The 20,294-nt window shown below is 35.3% G+C and carries 21 protein-coding genes; 6 read left to right on the top strand and 15 right to left on the bottom strand.

What is annotated here, in order from left to right; genetic code table 11:
* Nucleotides 1–18: 18 nt before the first annotated feature.
* From H1R17_RS04860 to H1R17_RS04810, 11 genes are all read right to left on the bottom strand, one after another.
* Complete coding sequence (locus H1R17_RS04860; RefSeq protein WP_163431619.1) at nucleotides 19–474, bottom strand: CCC motif membrane protein; 456 nt, start codon at nucleotides 472–474, stop codon at nucleotides 19–21.
* A 10-nt stretch (nucleotides 475–484) separates the two neighbouring features.
* Nucleotides 485–1,642 (bottom strand): homogentisate 1,2-dioxygenase, encoded by a 1,158-nt coding sequence (locus H1R17_RS04855; RefSeq protein WP_163431618.1) that lies wholly within the window; start codon nucleotides 1,640–1,642, stop codon nucleotides 485–487.
* Nucleotides 1,643–1,825: 183 nt separating this feature from the next.
* The gene (locus tag H1R17_RS04850; RefSeq protein WP_163431617.1) at nucleotides 1,826–4,030 is read right to left on the bottom strand and encodes a patatin-like phospholipase family protein; all 2,205 of its coding nucleotides are present in this window, start codon (nucleotides 4,028–4,030) and stop codon (nucleotides 1,826–1,828) included.
* Nucleotides 4,031–4,149: 119 nt separating this feature from the next.
* On the bottom strand, nucleotides 4,150–5,511 hold the full coding sequence (locus H1R17_RS04845; protein ID WP_163431616.1) for a TolC family protein: 1,362 nt from the start codon (nucleotides 5,509–5,511) through the stop codon (nucleotides 4,150–4,152).
* Complete coding sequence (locus H1R17_RS04840) at nucleotides 5,511–6,164, bottom strand: toxin-antitoxin system YwqK family antitoxin (RefSeq protein ID WP_163431615.1); 654 nt, start codon at nucleotides 6,162–6,164, stop codon at nucleotides 5,511–5,513. The genes H1R17_RS04845 and H1R17_RS04840 overlap by 1 nt, the downstream gene beginning before the upstream one ends.
* A 21-nt stretch (nucleotides 6,165–6,185) precedes the next feature.
* A complete protein-coding gene (locus H1R17_RS04835; protein ID WP_163431614.1) occupies nucleotides 6,186–6,527 on the bottom strand; it encodes a hypothetical protein in 342 nt (113 codons plus the stop codon).
* 116 nt (nucleotides 6,528–6,643) lie between these two features.
* On the bottom strand, nucleotides 6,644–7,741 hold the full coding sequence (locus H1R17_RS04830; protein WP_163431613.1) for an efflux RND transporter periplasmic adaptor subunit: 1,098 nt from the start codon (nucleotides 7,739–7,741) through the stop codon (nucleotides 6,644–6,646).
* Between the two features lie 18 nt (nucleotides 7,742–7,759).
* Nucleotides 7,760–8,128 carry a DUF4260 domain-containing protein gene (locus H1R17_RS04825; RefSeq protein ID WP_163431612.1) on the bottom strand — a complete coding sequence of 123 codons (369 nt, stop codon included), beginning with the start codon at nucleotides 8,126–8,128 and terminating at the stop codon, nucleotides 7,760–7,762.
* Between the two features lie 10 nt (nucleotides 8,129–8,138).
* Nucleotides 8,139–9,407, bottom strand: a complete 1,269-nt coding sequence (locus H1R17_RS04820) for an ABC transporter permease (protein ID WP_163431611.1) — start codon at nucleotides 9,405–9,407, stop codon at nucleotides 8,139–8,141.
* 1 nt (nucleotide 9,408) lies between these two features.
* Nucleotides 9,409–10,656 (bottom strand): ABC transporter permease, encoded by a 1,248-nt coding sequence (locus H1R17_RS04815; protein ID WP_163431610.1) that lies wholly within the window; start codon nucleotides 10,654–10,656, stop codon nucleotides 9,409–9,411.
* Entirely contained in the window at nucleotides 10,649–11,350 is a 702-nt protein-coding gene (locus tag H1R17_RS04810) for an ABC transporter ATP-binding protein (RefSeq protein WP_163431609.1), read from the bottom strand. The genes H1R17_RS04815 and H1R17_RS04810 overlap by 8 nt, the downstream gene beginning before the upstream one ends.
* A 695-nt stretch (nucleotides 11,351–12,045) precedes the next feature.
* Between H1R17_RS04810 and H1R17_RS04805 the strand changes: the two genes are divergently transcribed.
* A complete protein-coding gene (locus tag H1R17_RS04805; protein WP_163431608.1) occupies nucleotides 12,046–13,410 on the top strand; it encodes a T9SS type A sorting domain-containing protein in 1,365 nt (454 codons plus the stop codon).
* A gap of 66 nt (nucleotides 13,411–13,476) precedes the next feature.
* Here H1R17_RS04805 and uvrC read toward each other — a convergent pair whose 3' ends face one another.
* Nucleotides 13,477–15,276, bottom strand: coding sequence for an excinuclease ABC subunit UvrC (gene uvrC, locus H1R17_RS04800; RefSeq protein WP_163431607.1), 1,800 nt, complete (start codon nucleotides 15,274–15,276; stop codon nucleotides 13,477–13,479).
* Nucleotides 15,277–15,370: 94 nt separating this feature from the next.
* Here uvrC and H1R17_RS04795 point away from each other — a divergent pair, with 94 nt between their 5' ends.
* The 5 genes from H1R17_RS04795 (at nucleotide 15,371) to H1R17_RS04775 (ending at nucleotide 18,327) form a co-directional block, all read left to right on the top strand.
* A complete protein-coding gene (locus H1R17_RS04795) occupies nucleotides 15,371–16,345 on the top strand; it encodes a succinylglutamate desuccinylase/aspartoacylase family protein (RefSeq protein WP_163431606.1) in 975 nt (324 codons plus the stop codon).
* Nucleotides 16,338–16,907, top strand: coding sequence for a 5-formyltetrahydrofolate cyclo-ligase (locus H1R17_RS04790; RefSeq protein ID WP_163431605.1), 570 nt, complete (start codon nucleotides 16,338–16,340; stop codon nucleotides 16,905–16,907). Before H1R17_RS04795 ends, H1R17_RS04790 begins: the two co-directional genes overlap by 8 nt.
* Nucleotides 16,904–17,155 carry a hypothetical protein gene (locus tag H1R17_RS04785; RefSeq protein ID WP_240453338.1) on the top strand — a complete coding sequence of 84 codons (252 nt, stop codon included), beginning with the start codon at nucleotides 16,904–16,906 and terminating at the stop codon, nucleotides 17,153–17,155. The genes H1R17_RS04790 and H1R17_RS04785 overlap by 4 nt, the downstream gene beginning before the upstream one ends.
* Before the next feature lie 76 nt (nucleotides 17,156–17,231).
* Nucleotides 17,232–17,615: a DoxX family protein gene (locus H1R17_RS04780; protein WP_163431604.1), complete on the top strand. Its 384-nt coding sequence runs from the start codon at nucleotides 17,232–17,234 to the stop codon at nucleotides 17,613–17,615.
* Nucleotides 17,616–17,694: 79 nt separating this feature from the next.
* Nucleotides 17,695–18,327 (top strand): nitroreductase family protein, encoded by a 633-nt coding sequence (locus H1R17_RS04775; protein WP_163431603.1) that lies wholly within the window; start codon nucleotides 17,695–17,697, stop codon nucleotides 18,325–18,327.
* Nucleotides 18,328–18,480: 153 nt separating this feature from the next.
* Here the strand turns inward: H1R17_RS04775 and H1R17_RS04770 are convergent, their stop codons facing one another.
* The 3 genes from H1R17_RS04770 to H1R17_RS04760 all read right to left on the bottom strand — a co-directional run bounded on the left by H1R17_RS04770 (nucleotide 18,481) and on the right by H1R17_RS04760 (nucleotide 20,284).
* Nucleotides 18,481–19,170: a Bax inhibitor-1 family protein gene (locus H1R17_RS04770; protein WP_163431602.1), complete on the bottom strand. Its 690-nt coding sequence runs from the start codon at nucleotides 19,168–19,170 to the stop codon at nucleotides 18,481–18,483.
* Nucleotides 19,171–19,226: 56 nt separating this feature from the next.
* Entirely contained in the window at nucleotides 19,227–19,817 is a 591-nt protein-coding gene (locus H1R17_RS04765) for a lipoprotein signal peptidase (RefSeq protein WP_163431601.1), read from the bottom strand.
* 80 nt (nucleotides 19,818–19,897) lie between these two features.
* Nucleotides 19,898–20,284 carry a TraR/DksA C4-type zinc finger protein gene (locus H1R17_RS04760; RefSeq protein WP_163431600.1) on the bottom strand — a complete coding sequence of 129 codons (387 nt, stop codon included), beginning with the start codon at nucleotides 20,282–20,284 and terminating at the stop codon, nucleotides 19,898–19,900.
* Nucleotides 20,285–20,294 lie beyond the last annotated feature (10 nt).

Genomic DNA, 20,294 nt, shown 5'->3' with positions numbered 1-20,294 from the left:
TTAGTTATTGTTGTTATTTTATTCTTGATTCAAAGAATCTTGGTAATTATAAATAGAGTCTGCCTCATTGTTGATAGAATCTGTTTCATTTGCAACATCTTCTTCATCATAATTATACTGCTCTTGGGTTGTTTCCTTTTGATCTATATTTTTTAAAAAACTTAACATTGAAAGCATTACTGTACCGTAAATAATAAAATAAGCTACAAAAAACAGTGTAATTGCCCCATTGATTATTAGCGCAATAATGTTTATTACTTTTGCAGTGCTTACATTATTTTTACTGTTAAGCAAATACATATTAGGGTTAAGATCAAATTGTTGCAAGCTTTTATTAGCACTTAATAGCCCAATTATTGAAAGGATTACTCCTATAATAGAAAAGCCACAACAACCTAAAACAACTCCTATGCATAATGCAATGATTCCTAATGTTAATGAACTTGGATCGGCAGGTAATTTATTTTGATGCATCTACTATTTCTTAATCTAACCACGATTGGTAATATTGCTCATCGGCAATTTTCATAGCTTCTTCGGTAACCATTAAAGGTTTAAACGTATCTACCATAACAGCTAATTCTTCGGTACGGGTTTGCCCTATACTTTTTTCCATTGTACCAGGGTGCGGTCCGTGTGGAATACCTGCTGGATGTAAAGAAATGTGTCCTGGCGCAATATCTTTTCTGCTCATAAAATCACCATCTACATAATACAAAACCTCATCAGAATCGATATTACTGTGATTGTATGGTGCAGGAATTGCATCTGGATGATAATCATACATACGTGGCACAAAAGAACAAACTACAAACGCATCTGTTTCAAAAGTTTGATGCACCGGTGGCGGTTGGTGTATACTACCTGTTATAGGTTCAAAATCGTGAATAGAGAACGCATAAGGATAATTGTACCCATCGTAACCAACAACATCAAAAGGATGCGTTGCGTATACCATATCAAAAATTTCGTCTTGCTTGCGAACTTTAATTAAGAACTCTCCTTTTTCATCGTTCGTTTCTAATTCATACGGTCTGCGGATATCACGTTCGCAAAATGGCGAATGCTCTAACAACTGACCAAACCAGTTACGGTAGCGTTTAGGGGTATAAATAGGTCTGCGCGATTCTACAATAAACAAACGATTATCGTCTGTATCAAAATCAATTTTATAGATAATACCACGAGGAATTAGCAAATAATCGCCGTATTTAAAATCTAAATTACCTAAAATGGTACGTAATTTACCTGTGCCTTTGTGAATAAAAATCAATTCATCGGCATCGGTATTTTTATAAAAATAATCTTGTGTTTTATTAGTAGGCGCAGCCAATGTAATAGTACAATCACTATTGGTTAAAACTGCTTTTCTACTTTCTAAAAAATCGGGTATTTGTGGTACCTGAAATCCTCTAAAGCGATACGATTGAATATTATTAGCACGTGCAATTTTTGGCTTAACACTGTAAGAACCTTTAATTTCTTTTACTTGTGTTGGGCGTTGCTCATGATATAAATTGGTTGACATACCATCAAAACCAATAGTACCAAACAATTGTTCGTAGTATAAATCGCCGTTTGGTTTACGGAATTGGGTATGTCTTTTTGGAGGAATATTTCCTAATTTATGGTATAAGGGCATACATTATTTCTTTAAATGATTTAACAAAAAAGCATAGTTATGCTTTACCTCATTCCGGATTTCGTTTAATGAAGTATTTTAATTGCGATAATAGTCCATGCCATATTTTCATACTTAACAAATATAAAAACAATTTTTTGGAGATATCATAATTTTAACCAAAATATGCTACTAAAAGGTAATTTAAAACCAAAAACCAATACCAAACCAAGTGTAATGGGTTTTAATTTCGGGCGAATAGGATTGTTTAATTTCAATAGGACCTATAACAGTTTGAAAACCGTATCCTAAAGCGTAGCCTGAATTAATAGGAAGTTCTAACCAATCATTATACTGAAACATAGCATTTTTTAAGTACATAAAATTAGCTGTTGCATTTAAATGATGTCTTTTGTAAAAACGATAATCAACTCGCAAAAGTGATTTTAGATAAGAGTTGGCATTAACACTTAAAAAATCATATCCGTAAAAAGGTTTTACATTTGATATAGACTGAAAGCCATAACCACCAAAAGAATAATTTAAGTTAATAGATGGCGTACTACCTATGGTTACACCAATATCGGCCTTTAATTCTACGGAAACCCTATTAGCAAATGTTTTCACAACACCTAACTCACCATTAATCTGTGTAAAAGGTTCAAAATTCTTGTTGTAATCTGATGATAAAAACATATGTTTTACTTCGGCATTAAAACTGACTCCTTTTGTTGGAAAGTACTTATTGTCATACGTATCTAAAACTACATTGAAGTACGTACTTAAGTAATGACTATTATCTAACCAGTTGCGTTCTAGCTTAACGTTAGTAATATCCACTATTTGATATTTATGTTCTAAACCTAAACCAATTAAAAACTTATCGTTGTAATAATTTTGCAAATACAAACGGTTGGATAAATCAACCCAATCTGCGTTAAAAACATCTAATCCTAAAAATTGAGGTGCTACAACATCGGTTTCATACGGTTTTATGTTGTACTTAAACTTGTTTAACCTACTTTGGGCACCATAACTCCACCTAAAACCGTTATCTACAAAGTAATTAAAGTTATAGCGTATGTTATCGCCAAAGACAAAATCAAGCGAAGCAACATCATTCTTAAACAATAATTTTTTGTGCGTAACATTTATTAAAGCAGCACTTTTGTAGAGATTATCAAAATGCAACCCAAACTTTAAGAATGTGTTAGTTGTATTTTCCTTTAAATCTAATATCAAATCATCGCCTTCTTCTCCTTTTTCAAAATGATAATTAATACCACTAAAATTCTGTGTTGCATTTAAATTGGTTATTCCATCCTCTAACCTACTAAAAGGCACACATTCTTGCTTAAAATACCCTAATTTACCAAACACATAATCTTTATTGTAGCTTTTTAAAGGGTTCACCTTTACAGAATGAATATGAATAGTATCATTTATAACATATTTTGGCAAAGGTTTTTTATAATAATTAGAACTTATTTTTTTTATTTCTGGTAGTTCCTTTAAAGCAGCTTCTACTCCTTTAGCAATAATTTCGGATCCTTTATCAAATGTAACTACTGAGAAATTTGCAATATCGGGTTTAATGTAAATATCTGTTTTTAGTTGTTTGCCATCCATACCTCGGTACATACCATAGTTGGCAATTTGCATTAAAACATCGGTAACTCCTTTAATTTTCGATTTATCCTTCATACCGTCTTGCACATCAACCCCAATAATGATATCAATGCCTTTGTTTCTAATTTCGGCAATAGGATAATTGTTCACCACACCGCCATCAATCAACAATTTATCATCAATTTCAACAGGCGTGTATAACGATGGAAAAGCGCCACTTGCCAAAATACTTTGCGGCAAATTACCTTTTTCCAGAATTACTTGCTGCCCTGTAACAACATCGGTAGCAATACAAAGAAAAGGTATAGGCAATTTAGAGAAATCGTTTTGATAACGCGCATGTGCCAACAAACGATTAAGCATATTGTAATTGTACATGCCTTTTGATAGCGATACAGGCGCGCCTATTTTGAAATCATCAAAAGGGAGTTGAATGGCATAAATTTCATCGTTTTGTTTTTCGTAGAACGATTTTGAGTTTCTAGGGATGTAATCCTGAAGTAAAGCATCAGCATCAACCGTTTTAAAGATAGAATCTAGCTGATTGGCTGTATAACCCGATGCGTACAAACCGCCAATAATAGCCCCCATACTGGTACCACCAATATAATCGATTTTTACGCCTTGCTCTTCCAACACTTTTAACACACCAATATGTGCAAAACCTTTGGCACCACCACCACTTAATACCAAACCTATTTTGGGACGATTGGTTTCTTGTGCTTTTACTACAAAGCAAACATTTAAGAATAAAAAGAGTCCAAAAATAAATCGAAACATAGTTTTTGATGATTTGATAAGCACTACTTACTTTCTCAAAAATACTGAAAAAAACAGACACTTTTAAGATTGGTTTAAATTAAAAAACTTCTGTTATAAAAACAGAAGTTTTGTGTTATTTAATTTTCATTAGTTGGTATAATAGGAACACCAAAATAAAACTCTAAAATGCGGGTGCGGAACAAATAATCGTATTTAGCACGTAGCAAATCAGATTGGGTGTTTACCAATAATGTTTGCGCTTGGTTGTAATCAAATGCGGTTGCCATACCATTTTCATAACGCTCTTTGTTGTAACGAAAAGCTTCCTCTCTAGCTCTTAATGTTTCTTTAGTGGCAATGTAAGTTTCCATTGCACCTTTAGCATCGGCATAGGCAGTGTATATGTTTCGTTCTAAATCTAACTCACTTTGTTGCATAGCTAATTTATTCTTCTCTAAATTAATTCTGCTACGCTCTACATTATTACGTGTTGCATATCCGTTAAAAATAGGAATGTTTAGCTGCAAGCCAAAACTATGCCCCTTGAACATATCTAACTGATCAAAAAAAGCAGGCGGATTCATTTCTCCTCCTTTACCATCGGGGATTTTAGCATACGAAACACGCGAACCAAAACTATAAAAACCAACCAACGATGGCAAATAAGCGCCTTTGGCAATTTCTACATCCTTTTCGGCCATTAAAACATTGTTTTCTGCTATTTTTAACTCGGTGCGTTCTTGACGTGCTTTATTGAAAATACTTTCTGGCGATTCAAAAAAGATGTTGTTTGCTTGAAACTCATAGGCTACATCGGCAATATCAAAGTCTTTAAAATCTTCCATTTGTAACAATTGCGCCAAGCTCATTTTTGAAACAAGCAAAGCATAATCGGCCTGAATAATGCGTTGTTTACCTGTAGCTAAGGTTGCTTTCATATCGTACAAATCGCCACGAGGAATCATACCGGCATCCACCAAAGCTTCCGATCGAACCAATTGCAAACTGTCGGCACTAAATTGCTGATGTTGTACTTTTAAATTTTCTTTGTTGAACAAAATTTGCAAATACGCATTCACCACGTTTAACGCTACATCTTCTTCCATTTTTAAATGCTGATATTGCGCTGATATAATAGCCAACTTGGCTTTTCTAAAACGGTTTTGGTTTTGCAAGCCTTTGTAAATATCTACATTGGCATTAGCACCAACCGATGTAAACTGCGTGGTTTGATTTTCTAGCAACCCCGTGGTAATGTTAGTGTTTAAACCAATATTCCAAGAGTGCGATGCATTGGCGTTTACACCTGGTAAAAAGTTACCGTATGCATCTTTTTTATCTACTTCGGCTAATTTATTGTCTAACTCAACCTGCGCAATAGACACGTTATTTTGCATAGCGTGTGTTATACACTCTTCTAATGTCCATTGTTTTTGTGCGGTGGCATTTGCTGTACAAAACAACACCACAAGTGTTACTATTTTTGGTATGATTTTCATTACTTTTCGGTTTTCATTTCTTGACTATCGAATTTTTGGTTTTCAGAGTATTCTTTTACATCTATAAGATTTCCTTGACTGAATGTTTCTTTTTTCATTAACTGACCGTTTTCATAATACGTTTTCCAAACACCTATTTGCATGCTTTTATTATACGCTCCTTCTATTTTCAACTGACCGTTCTCATAATAGCTTTTATAATCTCCATGAAAATGAATGCCTTCTTTATTAGCTATATAATCTGGTTGACCATTTGGATAAAAACGCTTTAATTGGTAGGTTTTCTTATCGTTATTAAAGACCTCTTCTTGCATTAATTGACCGTTTTTGTAATACTGTGTCAACTCTCCTATTCTTCTATATCCATTATCAAAGAACATGATGTATGCTAAACGACCATTATCATAATATCCTTCAGACTTACCTTCTTGTCTGCCCTTTTTATATGTAGAAACCTCTTCTAATGATCCATTATCATGATAGCTTTTCCACTCGCCCTCTTTTTCTCCGTTTTTGTAAAACCCTATTTCTTTTAGCTGCCCATTATCATAATAATTTTTCCATTCTCCATCTTGAATAGGCTGATCTTGAGCAAATAGCGTAAAACTAATATTCATAAATAGCAAAGCTATTATTTTTGATATGCTTTTCATGTTGATTATACTAACTGTTGCTTATTTTGGATTGTCCTTTGCATATTGATTTCTAAAGAATTCTTCAAAGTTTTTGGTAGCGTACAACTGTTTTTGATACCAAAATGTTTTTTGAAACGGATTTATTACTACTTGATAGGATTTAGATCCATTAGGGTAAATTCTAAACTCAATTTTTACGGTATCTCCTTCTTCCTCAAAACGATCTAAATTAAACGAATGCAACAACGGAATAACAAATTCATTGGTTGCAGCATCTTGAATACCAAAACCATTAATCCAAAGAGCCATTCTAAACTCGGTGCCTTCGGTTATTAGTTTGAATTTTCCGTTTAAGATGTTTTTTTCACGTCTATCGTTCATTTAGATTTACTTCTTGATTTGGTTTCTTTCATTTCTCCTGCAAGAATTTATAAATCTTGTAGGTTTATAATCAATATCTACAAGGTTTTAAAACCTTGCAGATAAGAGAAACTCAATTACTTCTTAACCTGATTCCAAACTTTTATTTTATCATTTTTAGTGATGCCTTTCTTAATTTCAACATAAATACCATCGCTAACACCTAATTCAACATAGCGGCGCTCAAACTTCTGATCGCTTACCATAACCTCAACAAACGATTTTTTTGTTTTCTCATCGTACTGTACCAAACCTTCTTTCAGGGTTAACACATTGGTTACTTTGGCAATAATAATAGAAGCGTTGGCACTTAAACCAGAACGTATAAAAGTAGATTCTTTGTTTTCTAAGGTACCTTTAATAGGAAACTGCATAGCGCCGTTTTCATTTACACCTTTAGGCGCAATATAATCTAACACCGCGTTAAACTTTTCATTTTCAATAGCACCTACGCTAATTTCTAACGGTAAACCTAACTTTAGCTTCCCTACTTCCGATTCATCTATTTTTCCTTCAAAGATCATATTCCCAACATCGGCCAAACTGGCAATGGTAGTACCCTCGTTAAAGTTGTTTGCCTCAATTACCTGATTTCCTTTTTTAACAGGCACATCCAACACCATACCCGATACGGTTGAGCGTATAAGCGTTTGCGCCACATTTGTCATACCACTTGTAGTACCTGTTCTAATGATTTCGGCACTTTGTTGGCTGGCTCTGTAAGTTTGTTGCGCTAATTTGTACGCTGTTTCAGCTGCATCATAATCGTTGGCAGAAATAACACCTTTGCTAAACAAGGTTTTCTGACGCTCATAAATGCGCTTTTGGTTTTCTAAATCGATTTTTGCCGATTGTATTTGATTGTTTGCCGAGTTTAAGTTAGAAACATTAGGCACTACTTTAATCTTTGCAATTAAATCGCCGTTTTTAATGTAATCGCCTGCTTCTACGTATACCTCATCAATAATACCCGATATGTTTGGTTTTATCAACACCTCTTCTTTAGGGTTGATGTTTCCTGTTGCTACAGTACTTTTAGATATGGAACGTATTTCGGGCTTTTCTGTTTCATACACCACAGGTGGCTGCGCATTTTTTTGATACAGCCAAAACAAAGCGCCTGCAAAAGCAATGGCCAAAAAAACTAAAATACTTATGGTACAACCTTTTTTCATATATGTTTGTTTGAAGGTTTAGTGTTTAACATTATTATTATTTCCTATCCACCCTAAATGAGTGTGTTTAAAATTATCTGAGTACTTAAAGCCATAACCAAAAATGCGGTCCATAGCGGCATGCGCAAATAAAATGATACCCGCTAAAGTAAGTAGTGGTATACTAAGCCAATATCCCACAAACAAAACAATTAATGCTACCAGTTTATGATGAAAAAAATTGTATAACCAGGCACCTACCTTTGGGTTTACTAAATAACCTACCGCAGAAACATCGGGTAATAAAATACACAGAGGAAAAACCCACCATGCGTACTCTAATTGGTTAAACAATACAATAGCCAATAAAAACTGACCCAGCTCTTCTAGCTTTAATAAATTTTTCATAAGCTCACTTTTATTCGGTTCGTAAGGCATCAATAGGTTTTACTTTAATAGCCGTAATAGCAGGTATTAAACCAGCCAATAAACCAGCTATTACCAATATAAGCAGCGCAATTACTACCACCCCTAAATGTACACTAGGGTTTACAATAGGTATTTCATTGGCATTGGGTGCTTTATCTAATGCAAAATTAATACCCGCCAACACCAACGATGCAAAGATGATACCCGCCATACCTGCAATAACTGATAACACTACCGATTCTGTTAATATTTGTTTGATAATGGTTGCAGGGGTAGCACCTAGCGCCCTACGAATACCAATTTCTTGTGTACGTTCTTTTACAATAATCAACATAATGTTGACAATACCAATAATACCCGATCCTAAAATAAAGATTCCAACAATGTATGATACTGCAGTAAGAATGGAGAACAATCCGTTGATTTTTTTAAACTCTTGATACAAATCAAAATGACCAATGGCTCTGTCGTCCTTAGGATCAATAGAATGGCGTTGCTTTAAAATATCAAATATATTTTCTTTAATATCAGTAATAGGCGTATCATCAACTGCTGTAATGGCCATCCACCCTACAATATCGCCGTAATTAAATGCTTGCTGAAAGGTAGTAAAGGGCATAAACAATTGTTTTTGACTCTCTTCTTTATCGCCCCCAATATTAGATATGCTTTTATACACACCCACTACCATAAAGTTAACACCTTGCACTTTAATATACGATCCCAATACTTTTTCATCGGGTGCATACAGCTCGCGTATTACGCCTTCGCCAATAACGGCTACCTTGCGCTTGTTTTCAATATCGCCATAATTAATAAAGCGTCCTTGCAACATTTCCATTGGTTGTTGCAGGATAAACTCCGGATAATCACCATACACATTATAAGCACCTGTTTTGGTACCACGCACTACATTGTTGCTGCCTCTAAAACCACCTAACTGATTACGTGGTGATACATACATTAACCCTTCTACATTGCGCTTAATAGCCTCAACATCGCCGTTTTTGTAATTAAACGCGCGCCCTTGTGGTAAGCCTTTATAAGGTTTAGAGGTGGTATTGGCCCACATAAACATAGTATTGGTTGATAAACCACCCATTTGGCGCTTAATACCGTTTTGCAAGCCTTGACTGGCAGACAGTAAGATGACCAATATAAAGATACCCCAAAACACTCCAAATGCCGTAATGAGCGTTCGGAAAGGATTGGCAGAAAGCGCCTCTAGTATTTCGTTCCATTTATCTCTGTTAAACATACTATTCTCCTCTTAGTGCAACAATAGGTCTAATTTTAGCGGCACGATACGCAGGGATGAATCCTGCAAAAGCACCTGCCACAACTAATATTACTAACGTAGTAACAGCTACGTTAAAATCAACTTCGGGACGGGTAAAGAAATCGGCTTCTACCGATGGTCCTACCAGCTCCCACACCAATAAGCCAAATATCAACCCAGAAAAACCTGCAATTACGGTAATAAAAACGGCTTCTTGCAATACCATGGTTATAATAGATAAAGGCGATGCCCCTAAAGCCTTGCGAATACCAATTTCTTTAGTGCGCTCTTTTACAATAATCAACATAATGTTACCAACACCTACCACACCTGCAATAATGGTACAGATACCTACAAACCAAAAGAAAGCTTGCACACCACCTGTTATAATGTAAATGTTTTTGGCTTGCTCTAATGAGTTGCTAATAACCAAAGCACTATCATCATCTGGGGCAATGCTGTATTTTGTTTTAAGTAAGGTTTCTAATTCTTTTGAAAAGGCATTTGATTGTGCCAAAGCTTCATCAAAATTAGCATTGGGTTTCATGGTAAACGACATAGAACGGATGCTATCACCTGCGCTGTATGTTTTTTGTGCTGTAGCAATGGGTATAAACACTCTGCTTTCTTCACGCTCGCCACCTGGATCGGTATACACGCCTACTACGTTGTATATAGTACCCGAAATATTTAAGCGTTGCCCTAAAGGTTCTTCGCCGTGTTTAAACAAATCGGTAGCTACCTTATTGCCAATAATCACATTTTTTTCATAGTTGCGAATATCGGCTTGATTAATAAAGCGCCCTTTTATAATAGAGGCATTCTCTATGAACTGATAATCGGGGTGTACCCCTTCTACACTATAGTTGCCCGTTTCTTTTTTATATACTATACTACCATTCCATACCGAGTAGATAGCCGACTTTTTATCAATATAATCGGCAAACAAGGTAGTAGCCAAATCATAATCGGCATTGCGCAGTTGTATTTCACGCCCTACGCCCAAGCCTTTGTATTCTTTCTTAGTAACGCCTGGCCAAACCGCAATACGATTCACCGCATCTTGCTCAAACTGTTTTTGTATGCCGTTTTGTATGCCGTTACCAGCACCTAAAAGTATCACCAATATAAAAATACCCGAAGCCACCGATACCCCCGTGAGTACCGTGCGGAGTTTGTTTTTCAACAAACCTTCAAATATTTCTTGCCAGCGCTCTACACTAAACATGCTGTGCTGCTCTTATTTGATTTACCAATCGGTCCGATTCTATTTGTCCGTCTTTCAACATTACAATACGCTTGGTCATTTCGGCAATATCAGGTTCGTGGGTAACCACCAAAACGGTTTTACCTTCATCGTTTATTTGCTGAATCAAATCCATCACTTCGTACGATGTTTTAGTATCCAACGCCCCTGTAGGCTCATCGGCCAATAATACTTTAGGATCCGATGCCAACGCACGTGCAATAGCTACGCGTTGTTTTTGCCCCCCACTCATTTCATTAGGCAAGTGTTTTGCCCAATTAGCCAAGCCTACTTTTTCTAAGTAATGCATAGATCGTTCCATACGTTCTTTGCGCGCCATGCCTTGATAGTACAACGGCAAAGCCACATTATCTAAAGCGGTTTTGTAATTAATAAGGTTGAATGATTGAAACACAAAGCCCAAAAACTTATTGCGGTATTGCGATGCAATGGTTTCGTTTAAGTTTTTAATAGGCACATGGTCTAAGGTATACGTACCTTCATCGGCTTCATCTAAAATACCAATGATGTTTAAAAGGGTTGATTTACCCGAACCCGAACTACCCATGATAGACACAAACTCGCCCTCGTTTACATGAAAGTTAATGCCCTTAAGTACGTGCAACGAATTTTTACCCATTTGATACGATTTGTGAAGGTCTTTAATTTCTATCATGTGTATGCGTTTTTAACCGATTAAAGATACTATTTGTTTTAAAAACAACTCTTTGTACTGTGTTATTTTTACATGGTAAGTATGTTGTTTTTTATAAACGTTACACTAAAAAGACATTTTTTTTATTGTAGATGATGGGTGTGGGGTGGTAGATGTTACATATTGGGTGTAGGTTGCAGAGAACTTGTTATTAACTTCTCGATACGCTTCATTTCATTACGCTACTCGAAGTGACGAAAAGATGCTTATTTTGAGATTCCTTCGGGCACGAGAGCTTTGCTCGAACTGGCGTAGCAATGACAAAAAAGAATGAACCATACTTAACGTTGATAATCTTCGTCAGTTCGAGCTTGTCGAGAACTTGTAGTTAACTTCTCGATAAACTCGAAGTGACGGTTCTTATACTTATACACTTTGGAGTATGGTTTGGGAGGACAGAGCATTGCCTTAATACATCTGTGCATCTGTGGCAACAAACCCCTACGTTTGGCTCTTAAAAAAGCTTACTACTTTATGGGCTTTGTCTTTGCCTACAATAGCGGCAATATCGGTTTCGGGGGTTTCTTTTAAGCGTTTTAAAGAGAATAAATCTCATTGATGTTACCTCAATCTAAAATTCACAATTGTGTTTTTTATTAATATTAGTTATTTAACTTAATTTTTATTACATTAACAAAAATATTAAATTTTATGTTATGAATTTAAAAATACAAAAGGCAGTAACTAATTTAATTATTATTTTAGGATTATCCCTAAATACAGTAGGACAAACTTGGCAAACAGTAGGACAAGCTGGGTTTTCTGCTGGAGAATCACATTATACTTATCTTGCGTTAAACAATACAGGTCAGCCTTATATAGCCTATAAAGACATTGCGAATTCAGGTAAAGCAACGGTAAAAAAGTTTAACGGAACAAATTGGGAAACTGTAGGCTTTGAAGGATTCTCTCCTTCTTTTATTTTTCACATTTCTATTGCTTTTAACAATATAAATGAACCTTATGTAGTTTTTCAAGACAATACAAATTTAGCTAAAGCTATTGTCATGAAATTTAACGGAACAAATTGGGAAACTGTTGGTACAGCGGGTTTCTCTACTGGCACAGCAGTTTATGTATCTATTGCATTCAATAACAATGAACCTTATGTAGCCTATCAAGATGGTGGAAACTCAACTAAACTTACCGTTAAGAAATTTGATGGCACCTCTTGGATTACAATTGGCACAGAAGGTTTTTCATTAGGAACAGCAAGTGATATTTCTCTTAAATTTAGTAAAACAGGCACTCCTTATGTAGCGTACGAAGATTCTGCAAATTCTTACAAAGCAACTGTAATGAAATTTAATGGCACCAATTGGATAAATGTTGGTCCTTCAACAGGTTTTTCCCAGGGAATCGCTAATTATACTTCACTTGCATTTAGTAATAATGACGAACCTTATGTAGCTTATCAAGATTATTCAAACGGACAGAAAGCTACTTTAATGAAGTATAACGGAACAAATTGGACAAGCGTGGGAGTAACAGGATTTTCTCAAGGAATGGCTAGTTATACATCACTTGCATTTAATAACAACAACGAACCCTATGTAGCTTTTAAGGATTGGGCAAATACATACAAAACAACTGTTATGAAATATAATGGCACATTTTGGGTTACTGTGGGTACAGCAGGATTTTCTAATGGATATACGGCAACAACCTCGCTTTCAATTAATAATAATAATGAACCCTATGTAGCTTATATGGATAATAGTTCTACTTATATAAATAAAGCTACAGTTATGAAGTTTACAAATTCCGCAGGTATTAATACAGTATTAAATAATATTTTAGCTGTTTACCCCAACCCTGCAAACAACATATTAAATATAGAGATTTCTAGCATTAATACAATGATGGCAATGAATGTACAAATCATAGATGCAACAGGCAAAACCGTAGCAACCCATCAATTAAAATCAGGAAATAACAGTATTGATATAAACAATTTATCAAGCGGAATGTATTTTATAAAGAACGAAGAAGGTGGCTCTGTAAAGTTTATTAAAAATTAAAATATAACAACAGAATTTTAAACTATTTTAATTAGATCAATCATAAAAAAATTATAAAACAAACCCTTACGTTTGGCTTTTAAAAAAGCTTACTACTTTATGGGCTTTGTCTTTACCTACAATAGCGGCAATGTCGGTTTCGGGGGTATCCTTTAAGCGTTTAATCGATTTAAAGGCAACCATTAGCTTCTCCATTGTTTTGGCACCAATACCGGGTATGGTGGTAAGACTGTTATCAATAGCGTTTTTACTACGTTGGTTGCGGTGAAAGGTAATACCAAAACGGTGTGCCTCGTTTCGTAAATGTTGTATTACTTTAAGGGTTTCGCTTTTTTTATCTAGGTACAACGGCACGCTATCGCCTGGGTAAAACAACTCTTCTAAGCGTTTGGCAATACCAATAATGGCAATTTTACCTCGCAAACCTAACACATCTAAACTTTTAAGGGCGGCACCTAATTGTCCTTTACCACCGTCAATAATAATTAGGTTAGGCAAAGCCTCGCCTTCATCTAACATACGACGGTAACGGCGAAACACCACTTCTTCCATCGATGCAAAATCATCGGGTCCCACTACGGTTTTAATGTTAAAGTGGCGGTAGTCTTTTTTGCTGGGCTTACCATCTTTAAACACCACGCAAGCCGCAACGGGGTTGGTACCTTGAATGTTCGAGTTATCAAAACACTCAATATGTCGTGGTTCTTCATGTAAACGCAAATCGGTTTTCATTTGCGCCATAATGCGGTTGGCGTGCCTATCGGGGTCAACAATCTTTATTTGCTTTAACTGATCTAATCGGTAGTAACGGGCATTGCGCTCGCTTAAATCAAGCAGTTGCTTTTTATCGCCTAACTTGGGTATTGTTACGGTAATCTTTTCGCCTAAATCAACAGCAAAAGGTACAATTACCTCTTTGGTTAACAGCTTAAAACGTTCGCGAATTTCAACAATTGCAAGGGTTAGCAAGTCTTCATCGGTTTCGTTTAATCGTTTCTTTAGTTCTAAGGTATGCGAACGTATCACCGACCCGTGGGCTATTTGCAAAAAGTTTACGTATGCCATGGTTTCATCGGATACAATAGAAAACACATCTATGTTGTTTATCTTAGTGTTTACAATGGTTGATTTGGCTTGATAGTTTTCTAATATCTGCAACTTTTCTTTTACGGCTTGCGCTTCCTCAAACATCATTTCCTCGGCATAATGCAGCATCAACTGTTTAAAGTCTTTTACGTTTTCTTTAAAGTTACCCTTTAGTAGTTGACGGATGTTTTGTATTTTACGCAAGTAATCTTCCTCGCTTTCATGCGCTTCGCAAGGGCCTAAACAGTTACCAATGTGGTACTCTAAACATACCTTGTACTTTTGGTTGTTGATGTTTTGCGGGCTTAAATCGTAATTGCAATTGCGCAGTGGATACAGCTCTTTAATTAAATCTAACAAGGTGTGCAGGGTGCGCCCGCTGGTATACGGACCAAAGTATTCCGAACCGTCTTTAATCATGTTTCGAGTAGAGAATACACGCGGAAAACGTTCGTTTTTAATGCAAATCCATGGATAGGTTTTATCGTCACGCAACAAAATATTGTATCGCGGTTGCAGGTTTTTAATCAGGTTGTTTTCTAACAGCAAAGCATCGGTTTCGGTAGCTACCACAATGTGCTTAATGGTGACAATTTTGCGTACCAAAACGTTTAAGCGAGCGTTATCGTGTACCTTATTGAAGTACGATGATACGCGCTTTTTTAAGTTTTTAGCCTTGCCCACATACAATAACTTTTGATCTTTATCAAAGTACTGATACACCCCGGGTTGCTGAGGCAACGTTTTTAATTGTAATGCAATTTCTGCCGATGTTGTCATTTATTTAAACCGATTTCAACAAATTTACGTCAACTTTTTTGAATATCTAAACCAAGATAGTATCTTTAAAGATGGATATACATTTGCTTACATTATGCAGCCAACTACACAAAACTTTGAACTTTTAGGAAAACAAGTAATACCCGGCGAAACCAAAACCATTGAGCTAAATATTGCCACATTGCACACTATGACTGAGCTTAAGGTGCCTATTATTGTATCGCGATCGATATACGAAGGACCTACCGTTTTGCTTACCGCAGGTTTGCACGGCGATGAATTAACGGGTATTGAAATTGTACGCCAAATTATACGCAGGGGTATTAACTACCCTAACTGTGGTACTATTATTTGCATACCCTTGGTAAATGTATTTGGCTTTGTAAACCAAGCACGTGACTTTCCGGATGGGCGCGATTTAAACCGTATCTTCCCCGGGTCGGCAAATGGGTCATTAGCCAGTAGGTTTGCGTATCGTATTATGCAAGATGTAGTACCTGTGGTTGATTATGTAATTGATTTTCATGCAGGTGGGCGTGGTAGATTTAATGTACCGCAAATTCGTATTGAACCTAACAACAAGGTGTTAGATGTGTTGGCACAAGCCTTTGCTACGCATTTTATATTGTACTCTAACAACATTGATGGTTCGTTTCGTGAAGCCTGTGATAAATTAGGCAAAAAGTATTTGCTGTTTGAAGCTGGTAAAGCATTAGATATTAACAACGAGGTTATTGAGGAAGGCATACAAGGAACCATTCGCTTTTTAGATAAACTCAACATGTTAAACAGCAATTTCACCGCAAAACAACCCGAAAAGAAAATGGTGGTTATAGAACATTCAACTTGGATTAGGGCGCAATATTCGGGTATGTTGCATAACTTTATTCACAACGGCGCATTTGTAAAAGCAGGTACGCAATTAGGTAAAATAACTGACCCTTATGGATTGATTGAAGAAGCAATTGTAGCGCCTAACGATGGATACATCATTTGTGAAAACCAAGCGGCAATTGTTTTTCAGGGCGATGCTGTTTATCATATATCAACCAAATTAGAAAATGACTAAGAAAGAATTACGCAAAAAGTATAAAGAGTTACGAAACGCCTTAAGTGAAGACCAAATTGAGGATTTAAGTTTGCAAATTGCCAACCAAGCTTTGAAATTAGATATTTGGAATTATGAGAATTACCATGTGTTTTTAAGCATTTTAGAACACAAAGAAGTACAAACCGATTACTTGTTGCATATTTTACAAGGCAAGGATAAAAACATCATTATTTCATCGTCTGATTTCGAAACTCGTAAAATGGCACACGTATTGCTTACAGATAATGTAGTTGTTAAAAAAAACGAATGGAACATACCTGAACCCCAAAACGGTTTTGCTGTAAACGATGAAGCTATTGATGTGGTTTTTGTACCCTTATTAGCTTACGATACCAAGGGCAATCGTGTTGGTTACGGCAAAGGTTTTTACGATTTGTTTTTATCAAAATGCAAACCCAATGTGGTAAAAATAGGTTTATCGTTCTTTGAAACTGAGCCTGAAATTACCGATGTTTTTGTAAACGACATACAACTTAATTATTGTATCACACCTAATAAAATAATTACATTTGCATCATGAAAAAGATAAACTTTACAAAATGGGCACGTTACACAGGTATCTTAATGCTGTTAGTCGCTTTTTCGGCTACCCTAACAAGTTGTGTTGTACACACGCCCAATCATCATCATTCTAGAGGAGCAAAGGTTCCGCCAGGACAAGCTAAGAAATACTATGGTGATAGAAGTGCTAAACGCTACGCGCCAGGGCAACAGAAAAAAGAATACAAAAAAAGCAAACACAATAAAGGTAATAAACGCGGTAGATAATACCGTGTTTTTTTATTTCAGAAGACGATGAACTGCTGTAATTGCTTTATATGTATCTTTACAAAAAAGCAAACACATGACGTATATTACAGAAATAATGATTCTGCTGTTTTTAGCACTTACTTTTTTACAATCGGGTTATGACAAAGCTATTGATTGGAAAGGAAACGTAGGTTGGTTAAAATCGCATTTTGCTAACACTTTTTTAGGTAATAAAGTACCTTTTGCATTGGGCATCATTTTAATATTAGAACTATTTGCTGCTTTGTTTTCATTAATTGGTATATATCAATTAATATGTAACAACAATAAAGACATGGCGCTTTATGCTGGCATTACATCAAGCATTACCTTGCTTTTATTGCTTTATGGTCAACGTATTGCAAAAGATTATGATGGCGCACGTACCATTGTTATTTATTTTATCCCTACTGTTTTCCTTCTTTTCTTGTTAAAATAGGCATCAAATGCTTTTGTTAATCTATATTATTTTTTTGTAAGTACATTCAATCGTAACTTTGTATCAAATAAAACAAACTATGGAATTAATAAACGCATTAAACTGGAGATACGCTACTAAAAAGATGAGTGGCGAAAAAGTGGCTGATGAAAAAGTACAACAAATTGTAGATGCTGCACATTTAGCACCTTCGTCTTCTGGTTTACAACCTTTTGAAGTTATTGTGGTAAGCAATGAAGAATTAAAACAAAAAATACAACCTATTGCATACGGACAATCGCAAATTGTGGATGGTTCTCATTTATTGATTTTTGCTTCTTGGGATAAATATACAGACGAACGTATTGATGCTATTTTTGACCACATGAATACAGAGCGTGGTTTGCCTTTAGACAATACCGATGATTACAAAGCGGGTTTAAAAGCGCAGTTATTTTCAATGACCGAAGAGCAACAAGCGGCGCATACTGGCAAACAATCATACATTGCTTTTGGAACAGCAGTAGCCGCTGCAGCTATGTTACAAGTAGATGCAACACCAATGGAAGGTTTTGTTAACGATCAATTAGATGAATTGTTAGGTTTAAAAGCAAAAGGATTAAAATCGCAAACTATCTTAACATTAGGTTATCGTGCTACAGATGGAGATTGGTTACAAGGCATGAAAAAAGTGCGTCAACCTAAAGATAAATTCGTAACAGAATTAAAATAACACCCACAACAACGCTTTTGGCACAGTTGTTGTTTACATCTAATCAAAATACATGAAAAGGAAAATTTATTTTGGTTAGTTTAGTTACAAAAAGTCCCGCATTGTGCGGGACTTTTTGTATTTATAAGTAAGAACTACTTTTTTTTAAAAGTTTTAGTTTCTGCTCATTAACAAACGCAACACATACCAAAATAACAACATTAATGATGCAAATAATGATAAAGCTGCTGGCACATATTGCTCTGTACCAAAGTTGTTTTTAATTTGATAGGTATTATACAAAATAGAACCTGAAGCCAATAAAATCATAATTACAGAAAACCATAATCCTAAATCAAAGCCAAAAATCATTCCTGCTACAATAGTACCTATTGCCACAAAGAACCCAATGGTTAAAACGCTTCTTAAAATAGAAAAATCGGCTTTTGTACTAAATACAATAAAGGTTAAGCCTAAAAATAAACTAGCCGTAATTACAACTGCTTGCGTTAGCAACTCTGCTCCTGCTGTGTAATAAATTGCTATGTATAAAATAGGCACAAAAATTAATGCTTCGGCAACAATATAAAGAAAGTATCCTGTATATTGTTTTGATAAACTTACGCCTTCATTTGTCATTTTTTGAGCAACATAGGTAATACCCATGAAACCCGCTAACAACACCAACCATAAATAACCTTGTGTTAAGCTCAACATAAAGTTTACCAAAGGCTCTATACGTAAAAAAATGGTTTCTAAAATAACAAACGCTACAATACCTAAAGCTAAATTTAAGTATGTTTTTTTGTAAAATGTAGCTTGCTCTTGCTTTGTTGCCTGCGCAACTAATTGAAATGTTTCCATAGAATTTAATTTTAGTTTTATTTAAAGATAAAAAAAGACTTCTTATTGAAGAAATCTTATTTAAAAACTTTTTTGTTGAATACAATTAAAAGACCAACACCTACCGATATAGCTACATCAGCAACATTGAAAATAGCGTTGAAAAACGTAAAGTACTTACCACCCCAAATAGGTAACCATTCTGGTAAATATCCTTTCCAAATAGGAAAATAAAACATATCAACTACTTTACCATGAAACCACGTTCCGTAAGGTTTATCGCTAAATAAAGTTGCAACTTGACCGTGACTGTCGTTAAAAATCACACCATAAAAAACAGAATCGATAATATTTCCTACAGCACCCGCTAAAATTAAAGCAATAGCAACAATTAAAATGTTTGATCCTTTTTTCTTAACCGAATCGTTTAACCAATACAAAATACCACCTACAGCAAATATCCTAAAAGTAGTTAAAAGTAGTTTTCCGTAATCGCCAGGAAGTTCAACTCCCCAAGCCATTCCATCATTTTCTATAAAATGAAAATGAAACCAATTAAAAACTTGTGTTACTTCACCAATAGGAAAGCTTGTTTTGATGTATATCTTAGAAATTTGATCGATTACAATTACTAAAAAAGATAAAATAAGCGCTTTATTAAACGACATGTTGTGTTTTTTATAAAATTTGAGCACAAATGTAACGTATTTTAAACAAAAAACGCCCTTAATTAAGAGCGTTTTAGTAATTATCGTTGTTGCAATTTAGCTTCCATACTCATGGTTGCGTGCGGTACTAATTTTAATCGTTCTTTTTCGATTAATTTTCCCGTTACACGGCAAACTCCGTAAGTTTTGTTTTCTACGCGTACTAAAGCATTCTTTAAATCGCGAATAAACTTTTCCTGACGAATAGCCAATTGTGAATTTGCTTCTTTAGAAAGTGTTTCACTTCCTTCTTCAAACGCTTTAAATGTAGGCGATGTATCATCGGTACCGTTATTTAAATCGTTCATATAAGCACTTTTTATCAAATCTAGGTCAGCTTGAGCCTTTTCTATTTTCTTTAAGATAAGTTCTTTGAACTCCGCTAAATCTGCATCTGAATATCTAACTTGTACATTCTCCTTTTCCATAACTTAACAA

It is taken from the genome of Flavobacterium sp. xlx-214 (assembly GCF_013874595.1).
In the GTDB taxonomy this organism is placed as follows: domain Bacteria; phylum Bacteroidota; class Bacteroidia; order Flavobacteriales; family Flavobacteriaceae; genus Flavobacterium.
This window is presented reverse-complemented; position numbering and strand designations above follow the sequence as displayed.